Raw genomic sequence first — 19411 nt, 5'->3', positions numbered from 1 at the left:
ATCCATTAAAATATATTATTTTTTTTTAAATTCACAGAATTTATGTATTAAACATATATCACATTTTATTTGCCTTGCAGTACAAATGTATCTCCCATGCAAAACAAACCATAAATGAAAATTTAATTTAAAAATATTAGGTACTAATTTAATTAATTTTTTTTCAACTTCTTTAACATTTTGACCTGTAGCGAACTTAGTACGATTAGATACTCTAAAAACATGTGTATCAACAGCAATAGTTTTTTTTTAAATAATATATTTAAAATAATATTAGCAGTTTTTCTTCCTACACCAGGAAAAGATTCTAATGCAATACGATTATTTGGAACTTTCCCCTTATACTGAGTTAATAGTAAATAAGAAGTACGAATAATATTTAATGCTTTTATATTATATAATCCTACTCCTTTAATATAATTTATCAGACGTTTTTTTCCTAAAAATAAAATTTTTTCCGGAGTATTTGCTACTTGAAATAATTCTTGTGTTACTTTATTAACCATTATATCAGTAGATTGAGCTGAAAGCATGACAGATAATAACAATTCAAAATCTGAAGAAAATACTAATTCTATTTTAGGTTCTGGATATTTATCATGAAATAATAACAAAATTTTATAACGTATTTCTTTATTCATAATTATTTCTAATTTTTTAATGCAAAAAAATTTTAAATGATTTCTAATTCTATTTTTTAAACATATAAATCTATTATATTTTGACAGAAAGAATACAAGTTAATATAAAAATATAAACATTAAAAAATTAAATCTAAATAATTAAAAAATAATAAATTGTAGAGAATTTATATAAAATAAAATTTTCTATATCTACTTTACTAATCAATAGGATTAAAATACCTATAAATTATACAACTACTTAGGATAAATTAAAAATTCTATAAATTGTGTATATGATGATTGTTTTGATAATAATAGAATAAATAATTATTTTAAGAAAAAATTATAACGGTTATACTTAAAACAATTATATTAATAAAATTTTTTTTATCTCTTAAATATTAATATCTATCTAATAATATAAATAAATTATTTCATTAAGAAAAAACTTGTTTTAACGATAGTTTTTGCCTTAATAAATTTTTTTCTTATTAAGAAATATTTTCATTTATTATAATTGTATCGTTATAAAATTAATAACATTGCTTTCAAATAAAAATATTTAATAAAATTAACAAGATAATTATTAAAATTAGAAATCAATTTACACAATTCGTAAATATAAAAACATGATTGTTTCAATATTAATACGAGCAGTAATGACTAAATTTATAATAAAAAAATGAATATTCTTATTTTACTAGAAAAGAAATATACACTTTAATGAAAATATTAAATCATTTTAGAAAAAATATAACAATTATAAATTTTAGTATTTCTTTTAATATTTAATTAATAAATTATTTTTTTTCAAATAAAAATTAATTTTTATTACAATATTAAAAATAATTTAATATTGTAATATAATATTTTTTATATTTTAAAAAAATTTGATAATATTTTAAATATTAAAAAAAATCACCTAACTACTATATACTATATATAAATAGATTGACTATATATACTATATATATACTAATAATGCACTAAATAACTAATAGATAATTTAAATAATTTTTATTTCGTACTATCGAAAAAATATTTAAATTAAAACCAAAAAAATCATATTTAGCAAATATATAGCAAATATATTATGAACAACAATAATTAAAAATATTATTTTAGTAGGTAAAAATTTGATTTATTAGATTATATACTGTCTACTATGTACTATAAGTTATGTACTACTATGAGTTATTTCTTGAATTATATTTATTTCTTATATTTTTATACGCTTAATTAATTAAAAAAAATAATACACCATACAAATACAAATTTACTATATACATTAAAAAGTAGTAGAAAAAATAAAATAAATATTTTTAATTTTATTTATTTGATCTAAATTATAAATATATAAATTTTTACTAAAATAAAGAACTAAACTAGCATTTAAAAAAAATTTATTTCATAATTGATTATTTCTAATTTTTTTATTAATTAAACGTTCTGTTGTATCAACAATTGTTTGAGTATAGAAATCAATTTCAATATTTACTATACTACCTTGTTTTTTTTTCCCTATAGTTGTAACAAGCAAAGTATGTGGTATTATATTCACACAAAATTCACTTTTAATAATATTATTAACAGTAAGACTAATTCCATCAATACAAATAAAACCTTTATAAAAAAGATATTTCATCAATATTTTATTTTTTAATATTAACCAAATAGTACAATTATTTTCTAAATTAAGTATACTAGATATATAAGCAGTAGTCATAATATGACCGGATATTATATGTCCGCCAATTGCATCACCATATTTTACTGATTTTTCAAAATTAATACGATCTCCAACAGATAATAATCCCAAATTAGTAATATTTAATGTTTCTTTAATAATATCACATATTATAAAAGGACAATGAATTGATTTAATAGTTACACAACAGCCATTATATGCTACTGAATCACCTACTTTAAGATTTTTAAATAAATTCAATGATATTTCTACAGTAAAAGTATAAATATTTTTTTTCTTTTTGATTAACACAATCGTAGCAATTCCATTTACAATACCTGTAAACATAACCTTTCCTTTAAAAAGATATTTTTATAAATATTATTATATGTTAAAATTTTAAACTATAAAAAAATATTTGTATATTTTTATAAAAATAATATATAATTGAAATAATACATCAAAACGTTCGTAGCTCAATTGGTTAGAGCACTACCATGACATGGTAGAAGTTGGTGGTTCAAGTCCACTCGAACGTATTAAATTATTTAATAGGAAAAATTTATAATTTGATTGAAAATTTTATTAAAAAATACAAAAAAAAATCATTTTTAATAGCCTATAGTGGTGGATTAGATTCTACAGTTCTACTTTATCAATTGCTAAAAATAAAAAAAAAAATCATATTCAAATACGTGCTATTCATATAAATCATAATATTAATTTGCGTTCAAAAGAATGGACAGAACATTGCAAAACTATTTGTATTCAAAATCAAATCCCATTAATTATTGAAAATATTAATCTTAATTGTAATATTAACAATAATATTGAAGAACAGTTACGAATACAAAGATATAATATTATTTATAAAAATTTATATGATAACGAAATTTTACTTACTGGTCATCATATCAATGATCAATGTGAAACATTTATATTATTTTTAAAAAGAGGAAGCGGTCCTACAGGACTTTCTAGTATGTCTTTTGATACTCAATTTGGAAATAAAAATATTATTCGTCCTTTTTTAAATATCACAAAAAAAAAATTAGAATTATGGGCTAAAAGTAAAAAATTAAAATGGATTGAAGATTTTAGCAATCATCAAATTGATTATGATCGTAATTTTATAAGAAATAAAATGCTTCCAATATTAGAAAAAAGATGGCCTTTTTTTGTAAAAAACTGTTTTCGTACTACAATGATATGTCAAAAAGAAACTAAATTACTAAATTATTTTCTTCATAAAAAAATTGTTAATTTTATAAAATATGATGAATCGTTAGATATTTCAAACTTTCAACACATGAAAAAAGACATGTGTACAGCATTAATAAGATATTGGCTTACATTAAAAAAAATCAAAATACCTTCATATAAAAATATTCAAAATATTTATTACCAAATGATTTTTTGTCGAAATGATGCCAATCCTAAGATAATTATAAAAAATCATGCAATAAAACGTTATAAAAAAGTGCTATATTTTATAAAAATTAAACCAAATATTCAAAATATGTTACTATTTTGGCATAATAAAAACAAAAAATTAAAATTGCCTAATAATTTAGGATATTTAATACAAAACAAAAATGGTATAATACTTCCTGCGCCTCATACAAATGAATTAATTAATATTCGTTTTCAACATGAAGGAAGAATTTCAATTTTAGGAAGAAATCACACCAGAAAAATAAAAAAAATTTGGCAAGAAAAAAATATTCCACCTTGGTTGAGAAATCAAATTCCGCTTTTATTTTATAATCATACTTTTATTGCTGCTTTAGGAGTATTTATTGTTAAAGTAAAAAATACTAATCGAAATAATTGGATTGTTTCATGGTTTAATAATTTAGAAATCCCACAAGATTATAAGTTTTCTTTTTATTAAAAATATTAATTAAAAATATTCATATATATTTCAAAAAAAAATTATTATATAACAATATTATCTCTAATATTTTTATTCACATAATTTAATTAATTTTCTAATTTTTTCAGAACTAATTCTTTCATATAATGATGAAAACTTATTTATTTTATGTGATAAAAGTGGCTTTTGAATAGTTTTCCAATTTAATTCTATAAGCAAAAAAGATTCAGTTTTAGATGCTAAATCAGGTATAATAGGCTTTAAAAAAATCATGACAATTCTAAAAAAATTAATACCTATTGTACAAATTTTTTGTAATTTAATAAGATTAATTTTATTTATTTTAATTATCCATGGTTTTTTTTCATTAATATATTGATTTGCTATATCTAATAATCTCATGCATTCTCTTACTACTAAATTAAATTGACGATTTTCAAAAAATTGCTTAATGATGCCACTAGAACTAATAAAATAGTCGTATATTTGTGTATCATCTAATTCATTAGATAAATATCCACTAAAATACTTGTCAATAAAACTAGAATTTCTTGATGCTAAATTTACTAATTTATTAACAATATCACTATTAATTTTATGAACAAAGTCTTCTAAATTTATTTCAATATCATCAATTTTATTAGATAATTTACTTGCATAATAATAACGTAAACTATCCGAATCAAAACACTGAATCCAATCACTAGCTTTAATTAAAGCACCGCGTGATTTTGATAATTTTAAACCATTCATAGTAAGATAACCATGAACAAAAATTTTATTCGGTTTCCTAAAAGAAGAAGCATCTAATATTGCTGGCCAAAATAAAGTATGAAAATAAATAATATCTTTTCCAATAAAATGATATAATTCATAATTAGATTTTTTATTCCAAAAATCATTGAAATTCACATTCTTATTTTTAAAACACAAATTTTTGAAAGAACTCATATAACCAATAGGAGCATCTAACCAAACATAAAAATATTTATTTTTATATTTAGGTATTTTAAATCCAAAATAAGGCGCATCACGTGAAATACACCACGATTTTAAACCTTTTTTAAACCATTCTTCTGTTTTTTTAATTACTACACGATCTAAAACTCCAGAATTAATCCAATTTTTCAGCATATTACTAAAAAACGGGAGATTAAAATATAAATGTTTTGTATTTTTTAAAATTGGTTTTACTCCCGAAATTGCAGATATAGGATTAATTAAATCTATAGGTTCATATGTAGCACTGCATATTTCACAATTATCTCCATATTGATTTTTTGCATCGCATATAGGACAAGTACCTTTTATAAACCTATCTGGCAAAAAAATTTTTTTTACGTTATCATAAAATTGAGAAATATTTTTTTCTTCAATTAAACCTTTACTATTTAAAATTTTAAATATTTTTCTTAATAAACATAAATTTTCTAAACTATGTGTAGAATAATAATTATCATGTGAAATATTAAATTTTAAAAAATCTATTTTATGTTCTCGTCTTATATTTTTAATTAATTCATTTGTAGATATTCCTAAATTTTGAGCTTTTAACATGATAGCAGTACCATGTGCATCATCAGCTGAAATAAACCAGACTTCATGTCCATGCATTCTCTGATAACGCACCCAAATATCTGCTTGAATATGTTCTAACATGTGACCAATGTGAATAGAACCATTAGCATACGGTAATGCACAAGTAACTAAAATTTTTCTTAATATATTTGACATAATATTATTTTTTTAAATAAAAAGTATAACATTGAACTAACAATCAACTATTCTTATTCTTAATACTTAATAAATAGTTTCATATTAGAATAATAAAAAGATTTTAAAAAATTATTCTTTATGAATCCGACTTGGTATTACACCATTTTGATTTTTATATTTCGCTTCTTGTCTTAAATTATAAGGACGCAAAACTGATTGAGATAAAACTTCAAAACTTAATGCTGCAATTTTGATTTGTGGTCGTAAAACTAAAGTTAATTTTCCTGCATTAAAAATTTCTAAAACAATATTTCCTTTCCATCCCGGATCAATACGATGAGCAGTAGCATGAATCATTAATCCAAGACGAGCTAAAGAAGACCGACCATCTAACCAACCTACTAAATTATTTGGAATAATAATATTTTCAAAAGTCGAACATAATACTAAAGATCCTGGTTGCAAAAAAAAAGGATTTTCTCTAGAAAAAATCATTTCATTACTCATTATTTCCATTAATGCAGATTCTTTATTTTTTTTTGAATCGCTTAAATCAAAAAAAGATCTTTTATGTTCATGAAAAAAACGAAATGTATTTCCCAAATGAATATCAACAGTAATACCATTAATAAGTTCTTTTGTTGGATATGGTTCAATAATTAATTCTTTTCTTTTTAACCATTCCTCAATATCTTTGTCACATAAACGCATCTTTAACCTTTTTTTCTAAATAATATATTTTTATATGAAAATATTATAAAATAAGAAATAAAAAAATTCTAACAGCAGAGATAATCTTTTAATATCTTCTGCTGTTTTTATTTTTAATAATAAATTTTTCATTATAAAATCAACAATATTTTTATAATCATAGTAGCAGTATAATATATAAAAAGTATAACTATTCTAATTTTCTTGTGATGTTGCCCAATTTGTATGGAAATAACCTGGTTTATCAATTCTTTGATAAGTATGTGATCCAAAGTAGTCTCTTTGAGCTTGAATTAAATTAGCAGGTGATTCTAAGGTTCTATAACTATCATAATAAGATATTGCAGCAGAAAAAGTTGGAATAGAAATACCATATTTTGTTGCATAGATCACTACGTGACGTAATGAACTTTCATACTTATTAGCTATTTTTGAAAAATAAGGTGTTAATAATAAGTTTATAATATTTTGATTATGAGAATATTCCTCAGTTATTTTTTTTAAAAATTTTGCTCGAATAATGCATCCAGATCTAAAAATTTTAGCTATCTCTGCACATTTTAAATTCCAATCATATTTATTTGAAGCTTGTTGTAATTGAGAAAAACCTTGAGCATAAGAAATTATTTTTCCTAAATACAAAGCTCGTCTAATTTCTTCAATAAAACTATTTTTATCTTGAATAATATCTTTAATACTTGGTCCTTTAAGTATTTTAGACGCAAGAATACGTTGCTCTTTTAAAGAAGATAAATAACGTGAAAAAACAGATTCAGTAATTAATGAGAGAGGTTCTCGTAATTCTAGAGCATTTTTACTAATCCATTTGCCTGTTCCTTTATCTTCTGCTTTATCTAAAATTAAATCAATTAAATATTTATTATTTTCATCTTTTTTAAGAAAAATGTCTTTTGTTATTTCAATTAAATAACTATTTAATTCACTTTTATTCCATTCATCAAATATTTTTGATAATTCTTTATTATTCATATTCAGCAAATTTTTTAATAAAGCATATGATTCTGCAATTAATTGCATATCGCCATATTCAATACCATTATGTACCATTTTTACATAGTGACCTGATCCATTTGGACCTATATAGCTTACACAAGGTTCACCCTCAAATGTTGCTGATATCTTTTTTAACATAGGGAAAACAATATCATAAGCTTTTTTTTGACCTCCAGGCATAATAGATGGACCGTTTAATGCTCCTAATTCTCCTCCAGATACTCCCATACCAATAAAATTAATACCATATTTAGATAATGCATCATTTCTTCTTATAGTGTCTTTATAAAAGGTATTTCCTGCATCAATTAATACATCTTCTTTTTCTAGATAAGGCATAACTAGTTTAATCGTTTCATCAGTTGCTGGTCCAGATTGTACCATCAGTAAAATACACCTAGGTTTAAGAAGTGAATTTACAAAATCTTTAATAGAATAGTAGGGAAAAAGATTTTTTGTTTTATTTTTTTTTACTACCTCTTCTGTTACTGTTCTTGTTCTATTAAATATAGATACAGTATAATTTTTATTTTCAATATTTAAAGCCAAATTTCTTCCCATTACTGCCATACCTATAACACCAATTTGTTTTTTTGACATGATTTTCCCCAGATAAAATAAAAATTAAAAATAATTATGGCTTAAAATAAATATTTTTTATATATAAAAAAAATTTTTTTATTAGAAACGAGAATATTTTAAATTTATTTTTATAATTATTCTTTTGAACTTATTGTTCTCTTGTTAATAAGTTAATTATTCCTACTTCTTTTTTTTAAATTTTTTATAATCGTTTTTAAATCTAAATCTTGATCATGCAATAATACAATTAAGTGATAAATTAAATCTGAAGATTCATTAATGAATTCATTTCTATCTTTTTTTACAGCAGATAATATAGTTTCTACAGCTTCTTCACCTACTTTTTGGGCTATACGATATGTACCAGATTTATATAGATTAGCGGTATATGAATCACAAGTATAATTATTTTTTTTATGTTCTATTACATTTTCTAGCTGAAATAAAAAATCTATATTACATTTATCTAAAGAAAAACAACTATTATTACCTAAATGACATGTTTTTCCGATAGGTTTTACTAAAATTAACAATGAATCATAATCACAATCTGTACTCATTTCAATTACTTTGAGATAATTCCCAGAAGTTTCACCTTTAGTCCATAAAGCATTTTTAGTACGCGAATAAAATGTAACTAATCCTTCTTTTTGAGTTTTTAATAAAGCTTCTTTATTCATATAGCCATGCATTAAAACTTCGTCTGAAGAATAATTTTGTATAATTACAGGCATCATTCCATTAGTTTTTATCCAATCAAGATTTGGTAAATCATGTGTTTTTAACATTCTCTAATCTCTATATCTTTTTTAATTAAAAAATCTTTTAAATTTTTAATATCTATTACATTTTCATGAAATACAGAAGCTGCTAAAACCCCATCTACATTAGCATAATATAAAGCATCATAAAAATGTTCTATATTTCCTGCTCCTCCTGATGCAATTAAGGGAACTTTACATATTTTTCTAATTTGTTTTAAATGTATCAAATCATAACCTTTTTTTAATCCATCTTGATTCATCATATTCAAAACTATTTCTCCCGCACCTTGTTCTTGTATTTTTTTTACCCAATCAATAGTTTTCCAACTAGTTTGATAAGTTTTATTAATATCTCCTGTATATTGTTGTACCATATAACAATTTTTCTTTTTATCAAACCAAGAATCAATTCCCACAACTGTACACTGTACTCCAAATTGATTTGAAATTTTTGTTATTAAATTAGGATTTATTAACGCAGAAGAATTTAGAGATATTTTATCTGCTCCACTAGATAAAATATCTTGAGCATCTTTTATACTTTTGATACCACCAGCAACACAAAATGGAATATTGATTACTTGAGCAACTTTTTTTATCCAATTACGATCAACTAATTGATTTTTAGTAGATGCAGTTATATCGTAAAACACAAGTTCATCTATACCTTCTTCCGCATAACGTTTAGCTAACGGTATAATATCACCTATAATTTTATGATTTTTAAATTGAATTCCTTTTACCACTACACCATTGCTGACATCAAGACACGCTATGATTCGTTTTGCCAACATTTTAAAGCCTCTTCTATTGTAAATTTCTTTTCTAATAAACTTCGACCAATAATCACACTCTTAATGCCAATTTTTTTTAGAGAAATAATATCTTTTAATGTTCCTACTCCTCCAGATGCTTGAAATTCGATTGTTTTAAAAGAATTTACAATATCTTTATATAATTGAATATTTGGACCCAATAATGTTCCATCTTTAGAAATATCTGTACATAATACGTGCTTTAAACCACTCGGTAAAAAATATTCAATAATTTCTTCTAAAATAACATCAGTCTTTTTTTTCCAGCCATTGATATATATCTTTTTATTATTTTTGCTATCTATACATATGTCTAATGCTAAAACAATCGCATCTGAACCATATATTTCTAACCATTCTTTTATTTGATTTTTATTATTTATAATAGAAGAACCAATTACTATTCTTTTAGCTCCTGCATCAAACAGTTCATTTATATCTTTTTTAGTTCTAATTCCTCCGCCTATTTGAATAGGAATATTATTAGAATGTAAAATTTTACTCAATAATTCTATTTGTCTATTTTTAATATTTTTAGCACCATCTAAATCTACTAAATGTACAATTTGAACTCCTTTAAAATAATATTCTTTTAGAACATTTATTAAATCAATATCATATTTTTTTTGATTAAGATAATTTCCTTGATATAATCGCACTATTTGACCATTAATAATATCAAATGCTGGAATAATCATTATATTACATCTCCAAAAAATTTTTTAAAAATTGAGACCCTATCTTTCCAGATTTTTCTGGATGAAATTGAACACCAAAAAAATTATCTTTTTGAATGACTGAACTAAAATTAATACCATAATTAGTTGTAGATAATGTATATTTATTCACTGGGATTGCATAACTATGAACAAAATAGAATCTTGAATAATTTGGTATATTTTTAAATAAAGTATGCTCTTTATTAAAAAAAATTCTATTCCATCCAATATGGGGTAATGGTAAATTATTACTTTTTAAACGCAATACAGAAGATTGAATAATACCAAGAGTATCAATCCCATTAGATTCTTCACTAAAATTACAAAACAATTGCATTCCAAGACATATACCTAATATATTTTGTTTAAGTTTTGGAATAAGATCAATTATATTTTTTTTATATAAAAAATTCATAACAGATAAAGCTGTCCCTACTCCAGGTAAAAAAATTTTTTTAGATTGCATAATAAGAGAAGGATCAGAAGTAACGATAGGATTATAACCTAATTGTTGAATTGCAACTTGTATTGAAGTTAAATTTGCACAACCTGTATTTATTATTACTATATCCATTATAAAATTCCTTTTGAAGTAGGCAATGTATTTCCTTCTAGTTTAATGGCTTGACGTAATGCACGTCCAAAAACTTTAAATAGACTTTCAGCACAATGATGATCATTTTTTCCTTCTGCATATAAATGAAGTGTAATTTTCATAGAACAACATAGAGAATAAAAAAAATGTTCAATCATATTAGTGCTAAGATCTCCAACCATTTTATAATTAAAATTCGCTTGAAAAATAAAATATGGACGATTTGATACATCTATAATACAATTAGATTTACTTTCATCCATAGGTAAATAAAAACCAAATCTGCATAAACCTATTTTATTTCCTAAAGCTTTTAATAATGCTTCTCCTAAAACAATACCAGTATCTTCTATTGTATGGTGATCATCAACGTCAAGATCTCCTTTTATATTAATTTTCATACAAATTCCACTGTGTACTGATAATTGTTCTAACATATGATCAAAAAAATTTATCCCGGTATGAATTGTACTTTTATCATCTGAATCTAACCATAATTGAACATGCGATTGAGTTTCTGTTGTATTTCTAATTATTTCTGCATATCTATTATATTTGATAATATGTTTAGTAATATTTATCCAATTATAAGATTCTTCTTGATATTGAATTCCTGATATATTAATATTTCTTGCTAATTCCATATCTGTATCTCGATCACCAATAACATAACTATTATTTCTATCTATTTTATTTAACCACGGTTTTAGCATATCAGTTTTAGGTTTACGACATAAACAATTATCATTAGAAAAATGAGGACAAATTAATATATCATCAAAATTTATTCCTTGTGAACTAAAAACATCTAACATGAATCTATGAGGTTTATTAAAATCTTCTAATAAAAAACTTTTACTTCCTAATCCATCTTGATTTGTAATTATAATTAATTTGTATTTTAATGTTATAAATTGAGATAAAGATAAAATAACATTTTTCTTAAATCTTAATTTATCTATTGAATCTACTTGATGAGTATCTCTTGGTTCATCAATTAATGTGCCATCTCGATCAATAAATAATATTTTATTTTTCACTTATATCACCTTCAAGCATATCTTTTTCAGAAAAATTTTTTAATTCTTTAATTAAATGTACATTTTCTAAATGTGTTCCTATTGAAATTCTGATACATCTTTGTAAGTTAATTTTTTCATGTTGATTTCTTAAGATTATTCCTTTTTCCCATAACGTCTTAAAAATTTTGTTAAACATAAAAAACTTTACTAACACATAATTTGCTGTGCTTGTAAATATTTCTTCTACACATCTAAGAGATTTTAATTTTTTTATTAACCAAATACGATTATTATTTAAATGTAATACTCTATGCTTCATTAATTCAATATAATCTTCTCTTAAAGATTGTAGAGCAATATCAGTAACAGGTATAGGTATCGGATAAGGACTAATAACTTTTTTCAAAATGCTAATAACATCTTTATTACCGAGAATAAAACCACATCTTATGCCAGCCAATGCAAAAGCTTTAGATAGTGTACGTAAAATCACTAAATTTGAATATTCTTTTAAATAATTTACCATAGTATCTGTAGGAGAGAATTCAATATAAGCTTCATCAATTACTACTAAACATCGATGAGAGGTAATTTTCAATAAATTCAGAAGATCTTTCTTAAATATAAGATTACCTGTAGGATTATTAGGATTACAAATATATATTAATTTTACTCCAATTAAATTTTCTCTGATACTTGATATATCTAATTGCCAAGTATTTTTTATAGTAGGAATCTCTTTTATTTTTACACCTGCTATTTTGGCACTGACTCTATACATATCATAAGTCGGAGGACAATAAATCACTGCATCTTTTTCAGGTTCACAAAAAGATTTTATTAATAATTCAATTCCTTCATCAGCACCTCTCGTAACTAATATTTTTTCATTAGATAATTGAACATAATTAGCATATGCAGATATTAAATCACTCGGTTGATTTTCAGGATAACGATTCAATATTTTTTTTTTTGATTTAAAAAGAACAGATATAGGTGATTCATTAGCATTTAATAATACTTCTCCGTGCATTCCCCCAATATTTCTAGCTGATTGATACGGTTTTAGATTTTGTATATTAGTTCTAAATAATTTTAAAATTTTATTTTCCATATTTTCCCTCTAAATATTCTACTCGAATTTTTACAGCATTTTTATGTGCCTCTAATCTTTCTGCAGAAGATAAAATTTCAACAGTATTAGATAAATTTTTGAATCCTTGAGGTGTTAATTCTTGAATTAGTATACGTTTTTGAAAATCATCTAAACCTAAAGCTGAATCAGTAACAGACTTTCCATATGTTGGTAGAACATGATTTGTTCCTGATGCATAATCACCTACAGATTCAGGAGACCATGAACCTAAAAAAATAGAACTGGCATTAGAGATATGATAGAGTGTTTCTCTAGGTGCTCTGGTTTGAATAATTAAGTGTTCAGGAGAATAAATATTGGATATTTTCACACATTCTAATAGATTTTTAGTAATAATAATTGCACTATTTTGCAAAGCAACTAAAATTTCTGATATTCTAGACAGATTTTTTAATTGTTTATTAATCGCATCTAATACTTCTTTTGCTAATTCATAGAATGGTGTTAATAAAATCACTTGAGAAGATATACCATGCTCAGCTTGAGATAATAAATCAGCAGCAATAAAATTTGGATTAGCAGTATTATCAGCAATAATTAATAATTCTGAAGGTCCTGCTAACATATCTATAGATGTTCCATTAAACATTGAACTAACTTGCAATTTAGCTTCTGTTACATAATTATTACCTGGACCAAAAATTTTATCTACTTTAGGAATCGTTTTAGTACCAAATGCAAGAGCTGCTATAGCTTGAGCTCCTCCAACTTGAAAAATAGTATCAACACCACAAATATGAGCTGAATAAAGTATTTCATTACTAATTGGAGGAGGAGAACAAAGAACAATTTTATTACAACCAGAAATTTTAGCTGGTATTGCTAACATTAATACTGTAGAGAACAAAGGAGCTGTTCCACCTGGGATATAAATACCAATTTTATTTAAAGGTACATGAATTTGCTGACAACGTACTCCAATTTGTGTTTCAATATCTATTGAAGATGATTGTTGTGCTTTATGAAAAGATGTAATATTATTTTTTGCAATATTAATAGAATTTTTTAATTCTGAACTTAAATATGATGACGAAGCAATAATTTGTTTATTAGAAATTTGTAGTTTTTTACAATCATACTTATCAAATAAATAAGAATAATCTTTTAATGCTTGATCACCTAAATTTTTGACATTATTTATAATTTTTTTAACAGTTTTTCTGAAATCACTGCTATTTTTTAAATGAGGTCTAGATAGTATTTTATCTTGTTCATATGAATTTAATTGATTCCAGAAAATGATTTTTTTAAAATTTTTCATCTTAATTTTATTCCATCATTTTTTCAATTGGTAATACTAAAATTGAACTAGCACCTAATATTTTCAATTTTTCCATAGTTTCCCAAAATAATGTTTCACTGCTTACCATATGCATAGCTACTCGATTTTTATCACCTGCTAATTTTAAAATAGTAGGTCTTTCTGCGCCATGTAATAAAGATATTACTTCTTCTAATTTATTTATAGGCGCATGTAACATAATATATTTAGATTCACGTGCTTTAATTACACCTGTAATACGAGTCATTAATTTATTGATTACTTCTTTTTTTTTAGAATTAATATCTCCTGTTTTACAAATTAGACAAGCATGTGAATGATACACTACTTCTACCTCACGTAAACCATTAGCTTCTAATGTTGCTCCTGTAGAAACTAAATCACAAATAGCATCAGCTAAACCAGCTCTAGGAGCTACTTCTACTGATCCATTTAACATACAAGATTTAAATATAATATTTTTTGAATCAAGATATTGTTTTAATAAATGAGGATATGAAGTAGCTATTCTAATATTTTTTAAAGATGTAATATTAGAATAAGTTTTATTTACAGGTAAAGCTAAAGATAACCTACAAATTCCAAAATCAAGACGTCTTAAAGTAATATAAGAACATTCTAATTTATGTGATTTTCGTTTTAATAATTCTTCTTCTAGTACATTTTCTCCAACTATTCCTAAATCTACTATACCATCCATTATTAGTCCAGGAATATCATCATCACGTACTAACATGACATCAATAGGCATATTTTCAGCAAAAGCTATCAATTTTTTTTGTTTTAAATTGATTTTAATACCACAACATGTTAATAGCTTTACAGAATCATTACTTAAACGACCATTTTTTTGCATTGCTACACGCACACGATTGTTATCTAACATATTTTAAATTCCTTAAAGATTTTATTATATAAAAAATAAATTTATATTTTTATTTTATTAAAAAATAAAAAAACCCAAAATAAGGGTTTTTAGAAAATATTTTCTATTATACGCTAAAAATATATTTTTTGAATAATCTTGATTGTATGAATATTTTTATTGTTTTTTTTTAAGATATAAATAATAACGACTAATAATAAATATTATTTTGCAAAGATTTTAACTTTATATAAGTAATTTTATAAAAAATTATTTTATAAAACATTATTTAATGAAATATATAATAGTTAAGATCAATATTAAAAAATTAAAGATCTATTTTAAGAAGTTTGATATAAAAGTATTTCATTTATCTATACTATAATAAAATATATTTATACTTTTTTTAAGAATGGATTTCAATTATAACTATAATTGCAGCATCGCTACCAAAAAATTTAGGTGCTTGATGAAAAGCTATAATATCTGGATGTTGAGACAACCAAAAAGGGGTTTGTTTTTTTAATATATTTTTACCATATCCGTGCATAATATGTGCACAAAAATATTTTTCTTTTTGACATGTTGTTATTAACTCACCTAATGCTTGTTGTGCTTGATATTGTGTTAATCCATGCAAATCAAGAAAAATATCTGGATTATATTTTCCTTTTTGTAAATTTTTTAAGATATTATATGAACTATTATGACGAATATAAGAAACAGGATTATCTTTAAATAAATTTGTTTTATTTCTATAAGAAAAATAATGACTGTGAGCATTCTGTTCAAGAATATAACGTTTAGATATAATATTAGCATTATTTTTTTTATGAACTCGAGAATGAAAAATAGTATCTTGTACTATTTCACGAGTACCATTTAACCATTGACGAAATAAAATATTCGAATTAATAGTATCTCGATTTTTTTTATTCATAACTTTAATTACCAATAAAAATGAATGAATTTAAAAAAAATTAACATTAATATAATTTATTAAAATTTTTGTAATATATGTATTTATTTTAACTAATAGTTTTGATAAAAACAATAAATAAAATATGATTATTAATAAATAAATTATTTAAAAAAATATTTTTATATTCATAAAAAAAATAAAATATATTTTTTATTTTTTCAAAAATAAACATTATTTTTTTTATATTTGTTCTGTATAGTTATATTATTCACTTTTATATTAGAGAAAAAAAATGTCTGGCAATACAATTGGTAAAATATTTTGTGTAACTACTTTTGGCGAATCACACGGAGAAGCATTAGGATGTGTAGTTGATGGAACACCACCGAATCTTAAATTATCTTGTGAAGATTTACAACATGATTTAAATCGTAGAAAACCTGGTACATCTCGTTATACTACCCCACGTCAAGAAATGGATAAAGTTCATATACTTTCCGGTATATTTAATGGTTATACAACTGGGACTAGTATTGGGTTGATTATTTATAATGATGATCAACGATCAAAAGACTATGAAAATATAAAAAATATATTTCGACCAGGACATGCTGATTATACTTATGAAAAAAAATATGGAATAAGAGATTATCGTGGTGGAGGAAGATCTTCTGCTCGGGAAACAGCTATGCGAGTTGCAGCTGGAGGTATTGCAAAAAAATATCTTAACAATGAATATGGGATAAATATACGTGCATATTTATCTCAAATAGGAGATATACATTGCCCTTTTCAATCATGGAAAGAAAGAGAAAATAATCCTTTTTTTTGTCCTAATAATGAAAACATTATTGAAATTAAAAATTTAATTAAAAGCTTAAAAAAAGATGGAGATTCAATTGGAGCCGAAATAACAATTATTGCTGAAAATATACCTATAGGTCTTGGAGAACCTGTTTTTGATCGTCTTGATGCAGATCTAGCTCATGCATTAATAAGTATCAATGCAGTTAAAGGTTTAGAAATTGGAGATGGATTTTCAGTAATTAATCAAAAGGGTAGTATACATCGTGATGAAATTACACCAGAGGGATTTAGTACAAATCATGCTGGAGGTATTTTAGGAGGAATTAGCAACGGTGAAAATATTATATTAAAAGTAGCTTTTAAACCAACATCAAGCATTCGGAAACAAGGAAATACAATCAATAAAAACCATGAAAAAGTTCATATTGTTACGAAAGGCAGGCATGATCCATGCGTAGGTTTACGTGCAGTACCAATTACTGAAGCAATGGTAGCTATTGTTTTAATGGATCATTTATTAAGATTTCGTGCACAATGCGGTAAAAAATAAAAAAATCATGAAATAAATTCTTATTTCAGAACATATATCCATGAAATAGTTTTTTATTTATATAAAACTGAATATTAAAATTTCTATATATTTTTTAAAATAATTCTTAATTGTGTCATATATTAAAATCTTATATTATACATTTTATATATTTTTTATTTCCAATTTTATATTATAAAAAAATATTATTATATAACATTAATCATTTTAATATTTTATTAATAAATAACATTAAAAAACAAAAATAGTTTTAAACTAACATGTTTTAATTATATTAATAATTCTTGTGGTTATAGTATTGTTAATATTTTATAGTATAAATTATTCTAATACTATTAAAACTATAACATGATATTATTCTAAATAATATATCTATAATTCTTATATACTATTTTTTTTAAATATGTCAAGCATCCCATAAGATATTTTTTATGGAGGAGAACAACTAATGTTCAAAGGAAGTATTGTTGCACTAATTACACCCATGGATGAAAAAGGTCAGATTTGTCATTCTAGTTTAAAAAAATTAATTAATTATCATGTATTAAATAAAACTACAGCTATTGTTTCTGTTGGAACAACAGGAGAATCAGCTACATTAAGTCAAGAAGAACATATTAATGTTGTCATGCTTACATTAGAATTAGCAGATAAACGCATTCCAGTCATTGCAGGAACAGGGGCCAACGCAACAACAGAAGCTATTTCTTTAACAAAAAGATTTGAAAAATCTGGTATTTCTGGATGTTTAACTGTTACACCCTATTACAATAAACCTACTCAAGAAGGATTATACGAACATTTTAAAGCTATTTCAGAAAATACTGAATTACCACAAATTTTATATAATGTTCCCAGTCGTACTGGATGTGATTTATTACCTGAAACAGTTGCTAGATTAGCTAAATTTAAAAATATCATAGGAATTAAAGAAGCAACTGGAGATTTATCAAGAATAAACAAAATAAAAGAAATAGTAAAAAATGATTTTTTATTGATTAGTGGGGATGATGCTACATCATTAGATTTTATGCAATTAGGTGGTCAAGGTGTCATATCAGTCACAGCCAATATCGCTGCTAGAGAGATGGCGCAAATTTGTTCTTATGCATTACAAGGAGATTTTATTAATGCAAGATCTATCAATAAACGTTTAATGTTATTACATGAAGCATTATTTATAGAAACTAATCCTATTCCTGTAAAATGGTTAGCTAAAAAAATAGGATTAATAAAAAATGATACACTTCGTTTGCCCATGACTCCAATTTTAAATTCTACATGTTTACAACTGGAGAAAGCAATTCAATATGCCAATCTTTAAAAATAATCGAAAGTTTTTTAAAATTATATTTATATTACAAATAATTAGTATATTTCTAACTTCTTCTTGTGCATTAAAAAATTTTCATAAATATGACGATATTAATTTTATGCAAGCAAAAAATCAATTAAAAGAATTAATTATTCCTAAAGACGTTAATCTTCCTATGAAAAATGAAGAATATACTATTCCTTATCAAGATCAAGATTTAGAAAAGAAAAATTATGATATATCACCTCCTGTTTAAATATATTTTTTTAAAAAATTTAAAATGATAAATGTATTTTTATAATATATTATAATTAATATTAATCGATGCAGTTTATCTCAATGATATTCTGCATCTTGTATGAATTTAAATTATCATTGCATATATTATTT

Annotated in this window: 17 protein-coding genes, 1 tRNA gene and 1 pseudogene; 5 read left to right on the top strand and 14 right to left on the bottom strand. The window is 23.6% G+C overall.

The window, feature by feature from the left end; genetic code table 11:
• Positions 1-15: 15 nt before the first annotated feature.
• Together nth and D9V74_RS00545 are read right to left on the bottom strand one after the other, a co-directional pair.
• Positions 16-641, bottom strand: a pseudogene (nth, locus tag D9V74_RS00550) (endonuclease III).
• A gap of 1390 nt (positions 642-2031) precedes the next feature.
• Entirely contained in the window at positions 2032-2658 is a 627-nt protein-coding gene (locus tag D9V74_RS00545) for a riboflavin synthase subunit alpha (protein WP_158362300.1), read from the bottom strand.
• Positions 2659-2775: 117 nt separating this feature from the next.
• On the opposite strand from D9V74_RS00545, the gene D9V74_RS00540 reads away from it, so the two are divergent.
• Together D9V74_RS00540 and tilS are read left to right on the top strand one after the other, a co-directional pair.
• A tRNA-Val gene (locus D9V74_RS00540) sits at positions 2776-2849 on the top strand.
• Positions 2850-2941: 92 nt separating this feature from the next.
• The gene (gene tilS / locus D9V74_RS00535; RefSeq protein ID WP_315984292.1) at positions 2942-4204 is read left to right on the top strand and encodes a tRNA lysidine(34) synthetase TilS; all 1263 of its coding nucleotides are present in this window, start codon (positions 2942-2944) and stop codon (positions 4202-4204) included.
• Between the two features lie 72 nt (positions 4205-4276).
• Here the strand turns inward: tilS and metG are convergent, their stop codons facing one another.
• The 12 genes from metG to smrB all read right to left on the bottom strand — a co-directional run bounded on the left by metG (position 4277) and on the right by smrB (position 16367).
• Complete coding sequence (gene metG, locus D9V74_RS00530; protein ID WP_158362298.1) at positions 4277-5920, bottom strand: methionine--tRNA ligase; 1644 nt, start codon at positions 5918-5920, stop codon at positions 4277-4279.
• A 111-nt stretch (positions 5921-6031) separates the two neighbouring features.
• A complete protein-coding gene (gene dcd, locus D9V74_RS00525; protein WP_158362296.1) occupies positions 6032-6613 on the bottom strand; it encodes a dCTP deaminase in 582 nt (193 codons plus the stop codon).
• Positions 6614-6808: 195 nt separating this feature from the next.
• Complete coding sequence (gndA, locus tag D9V74_RS00520) at positions 6809-8227, bottom strand: NADP-dependent phosphogluconate dehydrogenase (RefSeq protein WP_158362294.1); 1419 nt, start codon at positions 8225-8227, stop codon at positions 6809-6811.
• Between the two features lie 152 nt (positions 8228-8379).
• Entirely contained in the window at positions 8380-8997 is a 618-nt protein-coding gene (hisIE, locus tag D9V74_RS00515; protein WP_158362292.1) for a bifunctional phosphoribosyl-AMP cyclohydrolase/phosphoribosyl-ATP diphosphatase HisIE, read from the bottom strand.
• Complete coding sequence (hisF, locus tag D9V74_RS00510) at positions 8991-9767, bottom strand: imidazole glycerol phosphate synthase subunit HisF (RefSeq protein WP_158362290.1); 777 nt, start codon at positions 9765-9767, stop codon at positions 8991-8993. Before hisF ends, hisIE begins: the two co-directional genes overlap by 7 nt.
• On the bottom strand, positions 9746-10486 hold the full coding sequence (gene hisA, locus D9V74_RS00505; RefSeq protein WP_158362288.1) for a 1-(5-phosphoribosyl)-5-[(5-phosphoribosylamino)methylideneamino]imidazole-4-carboxamide isomerase: 741 nt from the start codon (positions 10484-10486) through the stop codon (positions 9746-9748). The genes hisF and hisA overlap by 22 nt, the downstream gene beginning before the upstream one ends.
• Before the next feature lie 4 nt (positions 10487-10490).
• A complete protein-coding gene (hisH, locus tag D9V74_RS00500; RefSeq protein WP_158362286.1) occupies positions 10491-11081 on the bottom strand; it encodes an imidazole glycerol phosphate synthase subunit HisH in 591 nt (196 codons plus the stop codon).
• A complete protein-coding gene (gene hisB, locus D9V74_RS00495) occupies positions 11081-12142 on the bottom strand; it encodes a bifunctional histidinol-phosphatase/imidazoleglycerol-phosphate dehydratase HisB (protein ID WP_158362284.1) in 1062 nt (353 codons plus the stop codon). Before hisB ends, hisH begins: the two co-directional genes overlap by 1 nt.
• Complete coding sequence (gene hisC, locus D9V74_RS00490; RefSeq protein ID WP_158362282.1) at positions 12132-13238, bottom strand: histidinol-phosphate transaminase; 1107 nt, start codon at positions 13236-13238, stop codon at positions 12132-12134. The genes hisB and hisC overlap by 11 nt, the downstream gene beginning before the upstream one ends.
• Positions 13228-14541: a histidinol dehydrogenase gene (gene hisD / locus D9V74_RS00485; protein ID WP_158362280.1), complete on the bottom strand. Its 1314-nt coding sequence runs from the start codon at positions 14539-14541 to the stop codon at positions 13228-13230. Before hisD ends, hisC begins: the two co-directional genes overlap by 11 nt.
• Before the next feature lie 7 nt (positions 14542-14548).
• Complete coding sequence (hisG, locus tag D9V74_RS00480; protein WP_158362278.1) at positions 14549-15448, bottom strand: ATP phosphoribosyltransferase; 900 nt, start codon at positions 15446-15448, stop codon at positions 14549-14551.
• A gap of 385 nt (positions 15449-15833) precedes the next feature.
• Positions 15834-16367, bottom strand: a complete 534-nt coding sequence (smrB, locus tag D9V74_RS00475) for an endonuclease SmrB (protein ID WP_158362276.1) — start codon at positions 16365-16367, stop codon at positions 15834-15836.
• Between the two features lie 274 nt (positions 16368-16641).
• Here smrB and aroC point away from each other — a divergent pair, with 274 nt between their 5' ends.
• The 3 genes from aroC to D9V74_RS00460 all read left to right on the top strand — a co-directional run bounded on the left by aroC (position 16642) and on the right by D9V74_RS00460 (position 19277).
• Positions 16642-17706 carry a chorismate synthase gene (gene aroC, locus D9V74_RS00470; RefSeq protein WP_158362274.1) on the top strand — a complete coding sequence of 355 codons (1065 nt, stop codon included), beginning with the start codon at positions 16642-16644 and terminating at the stop codon, positions 17704-17706.
• Positions 17707-18154: 448 nt separating this feature from the next.
• A complete protein-coding gene (gene dapA / locus D9V74_RS00465; protein WP_158362272.1) occupies positions 18155-19030 on the top strand; it encodes a 4-hydroxy-tetrahydrodipicolinate synthase in 876 nt (291 codons plus the stop codon).
• Positions 19017-19277 carry a hypothetical protein gene (locus D9V74_RS00460; RefSeq protein WP_158362270.1) on the top strand — a complete coding sequence of 87 codons (261 nt, stop codon included), beginning with the start codon at positions 19017-19019 and terminating at the stop codon, positions 19275-19277. Before dapA ends, D9V74_RS00460 begins: the two co-directional genes overlap by 14 nt.
• Positions 19278-19411 lie beyond the last annotated feature (134 nt).

The organism is Buchnera aphidicola (Macrosiphoniella sanborni) (assembly GCF_005080885.1).
In the GTDB taxonomy this organism is placed as follows: domain Bacteria; phylum Pseudomonadota; class Gammaproteobacteria; order Enterobacterales; family Enterobacteriaceae; genus Buchnera; species Buchnera aphidicola_AU.
This window is presented reverse-complemented; position numbering and strand designations above follow the sequence as displayed.

Bases quoted from the DNA above. Each gene is read 5' to 3' on its own strand.
- hisA (WP_158362288.1), bottom strand. From the start codon at position 10,486: ATGATTATTCCAGCATTTGATATTATTAATGGTCAAATAGTGCGATTA.
- hisD (WP_158362280.1), bottom strand. From the start codon at position 14,541: ATGAAAAATTTTAAAAAAATCATTTTCTGGAATCAATTAAATTCATAT.
- metG (WP_158362298.1), bottom strand. From the start codon at position 5,920: ATGTCAAATATATTAAGAAAAATTTTAGTTACTTGTGCATTACCGTAT.
- gndA (WP_158362294.1), bottom strand. From the start codon at position 8,227: ATGTCAAAAAAACAAATTGGTGTTATAGGTATGGCAGTAATGGGAAGA.
- hisC (WP_158362282.1), bottom strand. From the start codon at position 13,238: ATGGAAAATAAAATTTTAAAATTATTTAGAACTAATATACAAAATCTA.
- dapA (WP_158362272.1), top strand. From the start codon at position 18,155: ATGTTCAAAGGAAGTATTGTTGCACTAATTACACCCATGGATGAAAAA.
- smrB (WP_158362276.1), bottom strand. From the start codon at position 16,367: ATGAATAAAAAAAATCGAGATACTATTAATTCGAATATTTTATTTCGT.
- aroC (WP_158362274.1), top strand. From the start codon at position 16,642: ATGTCTGGCAATACAATTGGTAAAATATTTTGTGTAACTACTTTTGGC.
- D9V74_RS00545 (WP_158362300.1), bottom strand. From the start codon at position 2,658: ATGTTTACAGGTATTGTAAATGGAATTGCTACGATTGTGTTAATCAAA.
- hisF (WP_158362290.1), bottom strand. From the start codon at position 9,767: ATGTTGGCAAAACGAATCATAGCGTGTCTTGATGTCAGCAATGGTGTA.
- dcd (WP_158362296.1), bottom strand. From the start codon at position 6,613: ATGCGTTTATGTGACAAAGATATTGAGGAATGGTTAAAAAGAAAAGAA.
- hisH (WP_158362286.1), bottom strand. From the start codon at position 11,081: ATGGATATAGTAATAATAAATACAGGTTGTGCAAATTTAACTTCAATA.
- hisIE (WP_158362292.1), bottom strand. From the start codon at position 8,997: ATGTTAAAAACACATGATTTACCAAATCTTGATTGGATAAAAACTAAT.
- hisG (WP_158362278.1), bottom strand. From the start codon at position 15,448: ATGTTAGATAACAATCGTGTGCGTGTAGCAATGCAAAAAAATGGTCGT.
- D9V74_RS00460 (WP_158362270.1), top strand. From the start codon at position 19,017: ATGCCAATCTTTAAAAATAATCGAAAGTTTTTTAAAATTATATTTATA.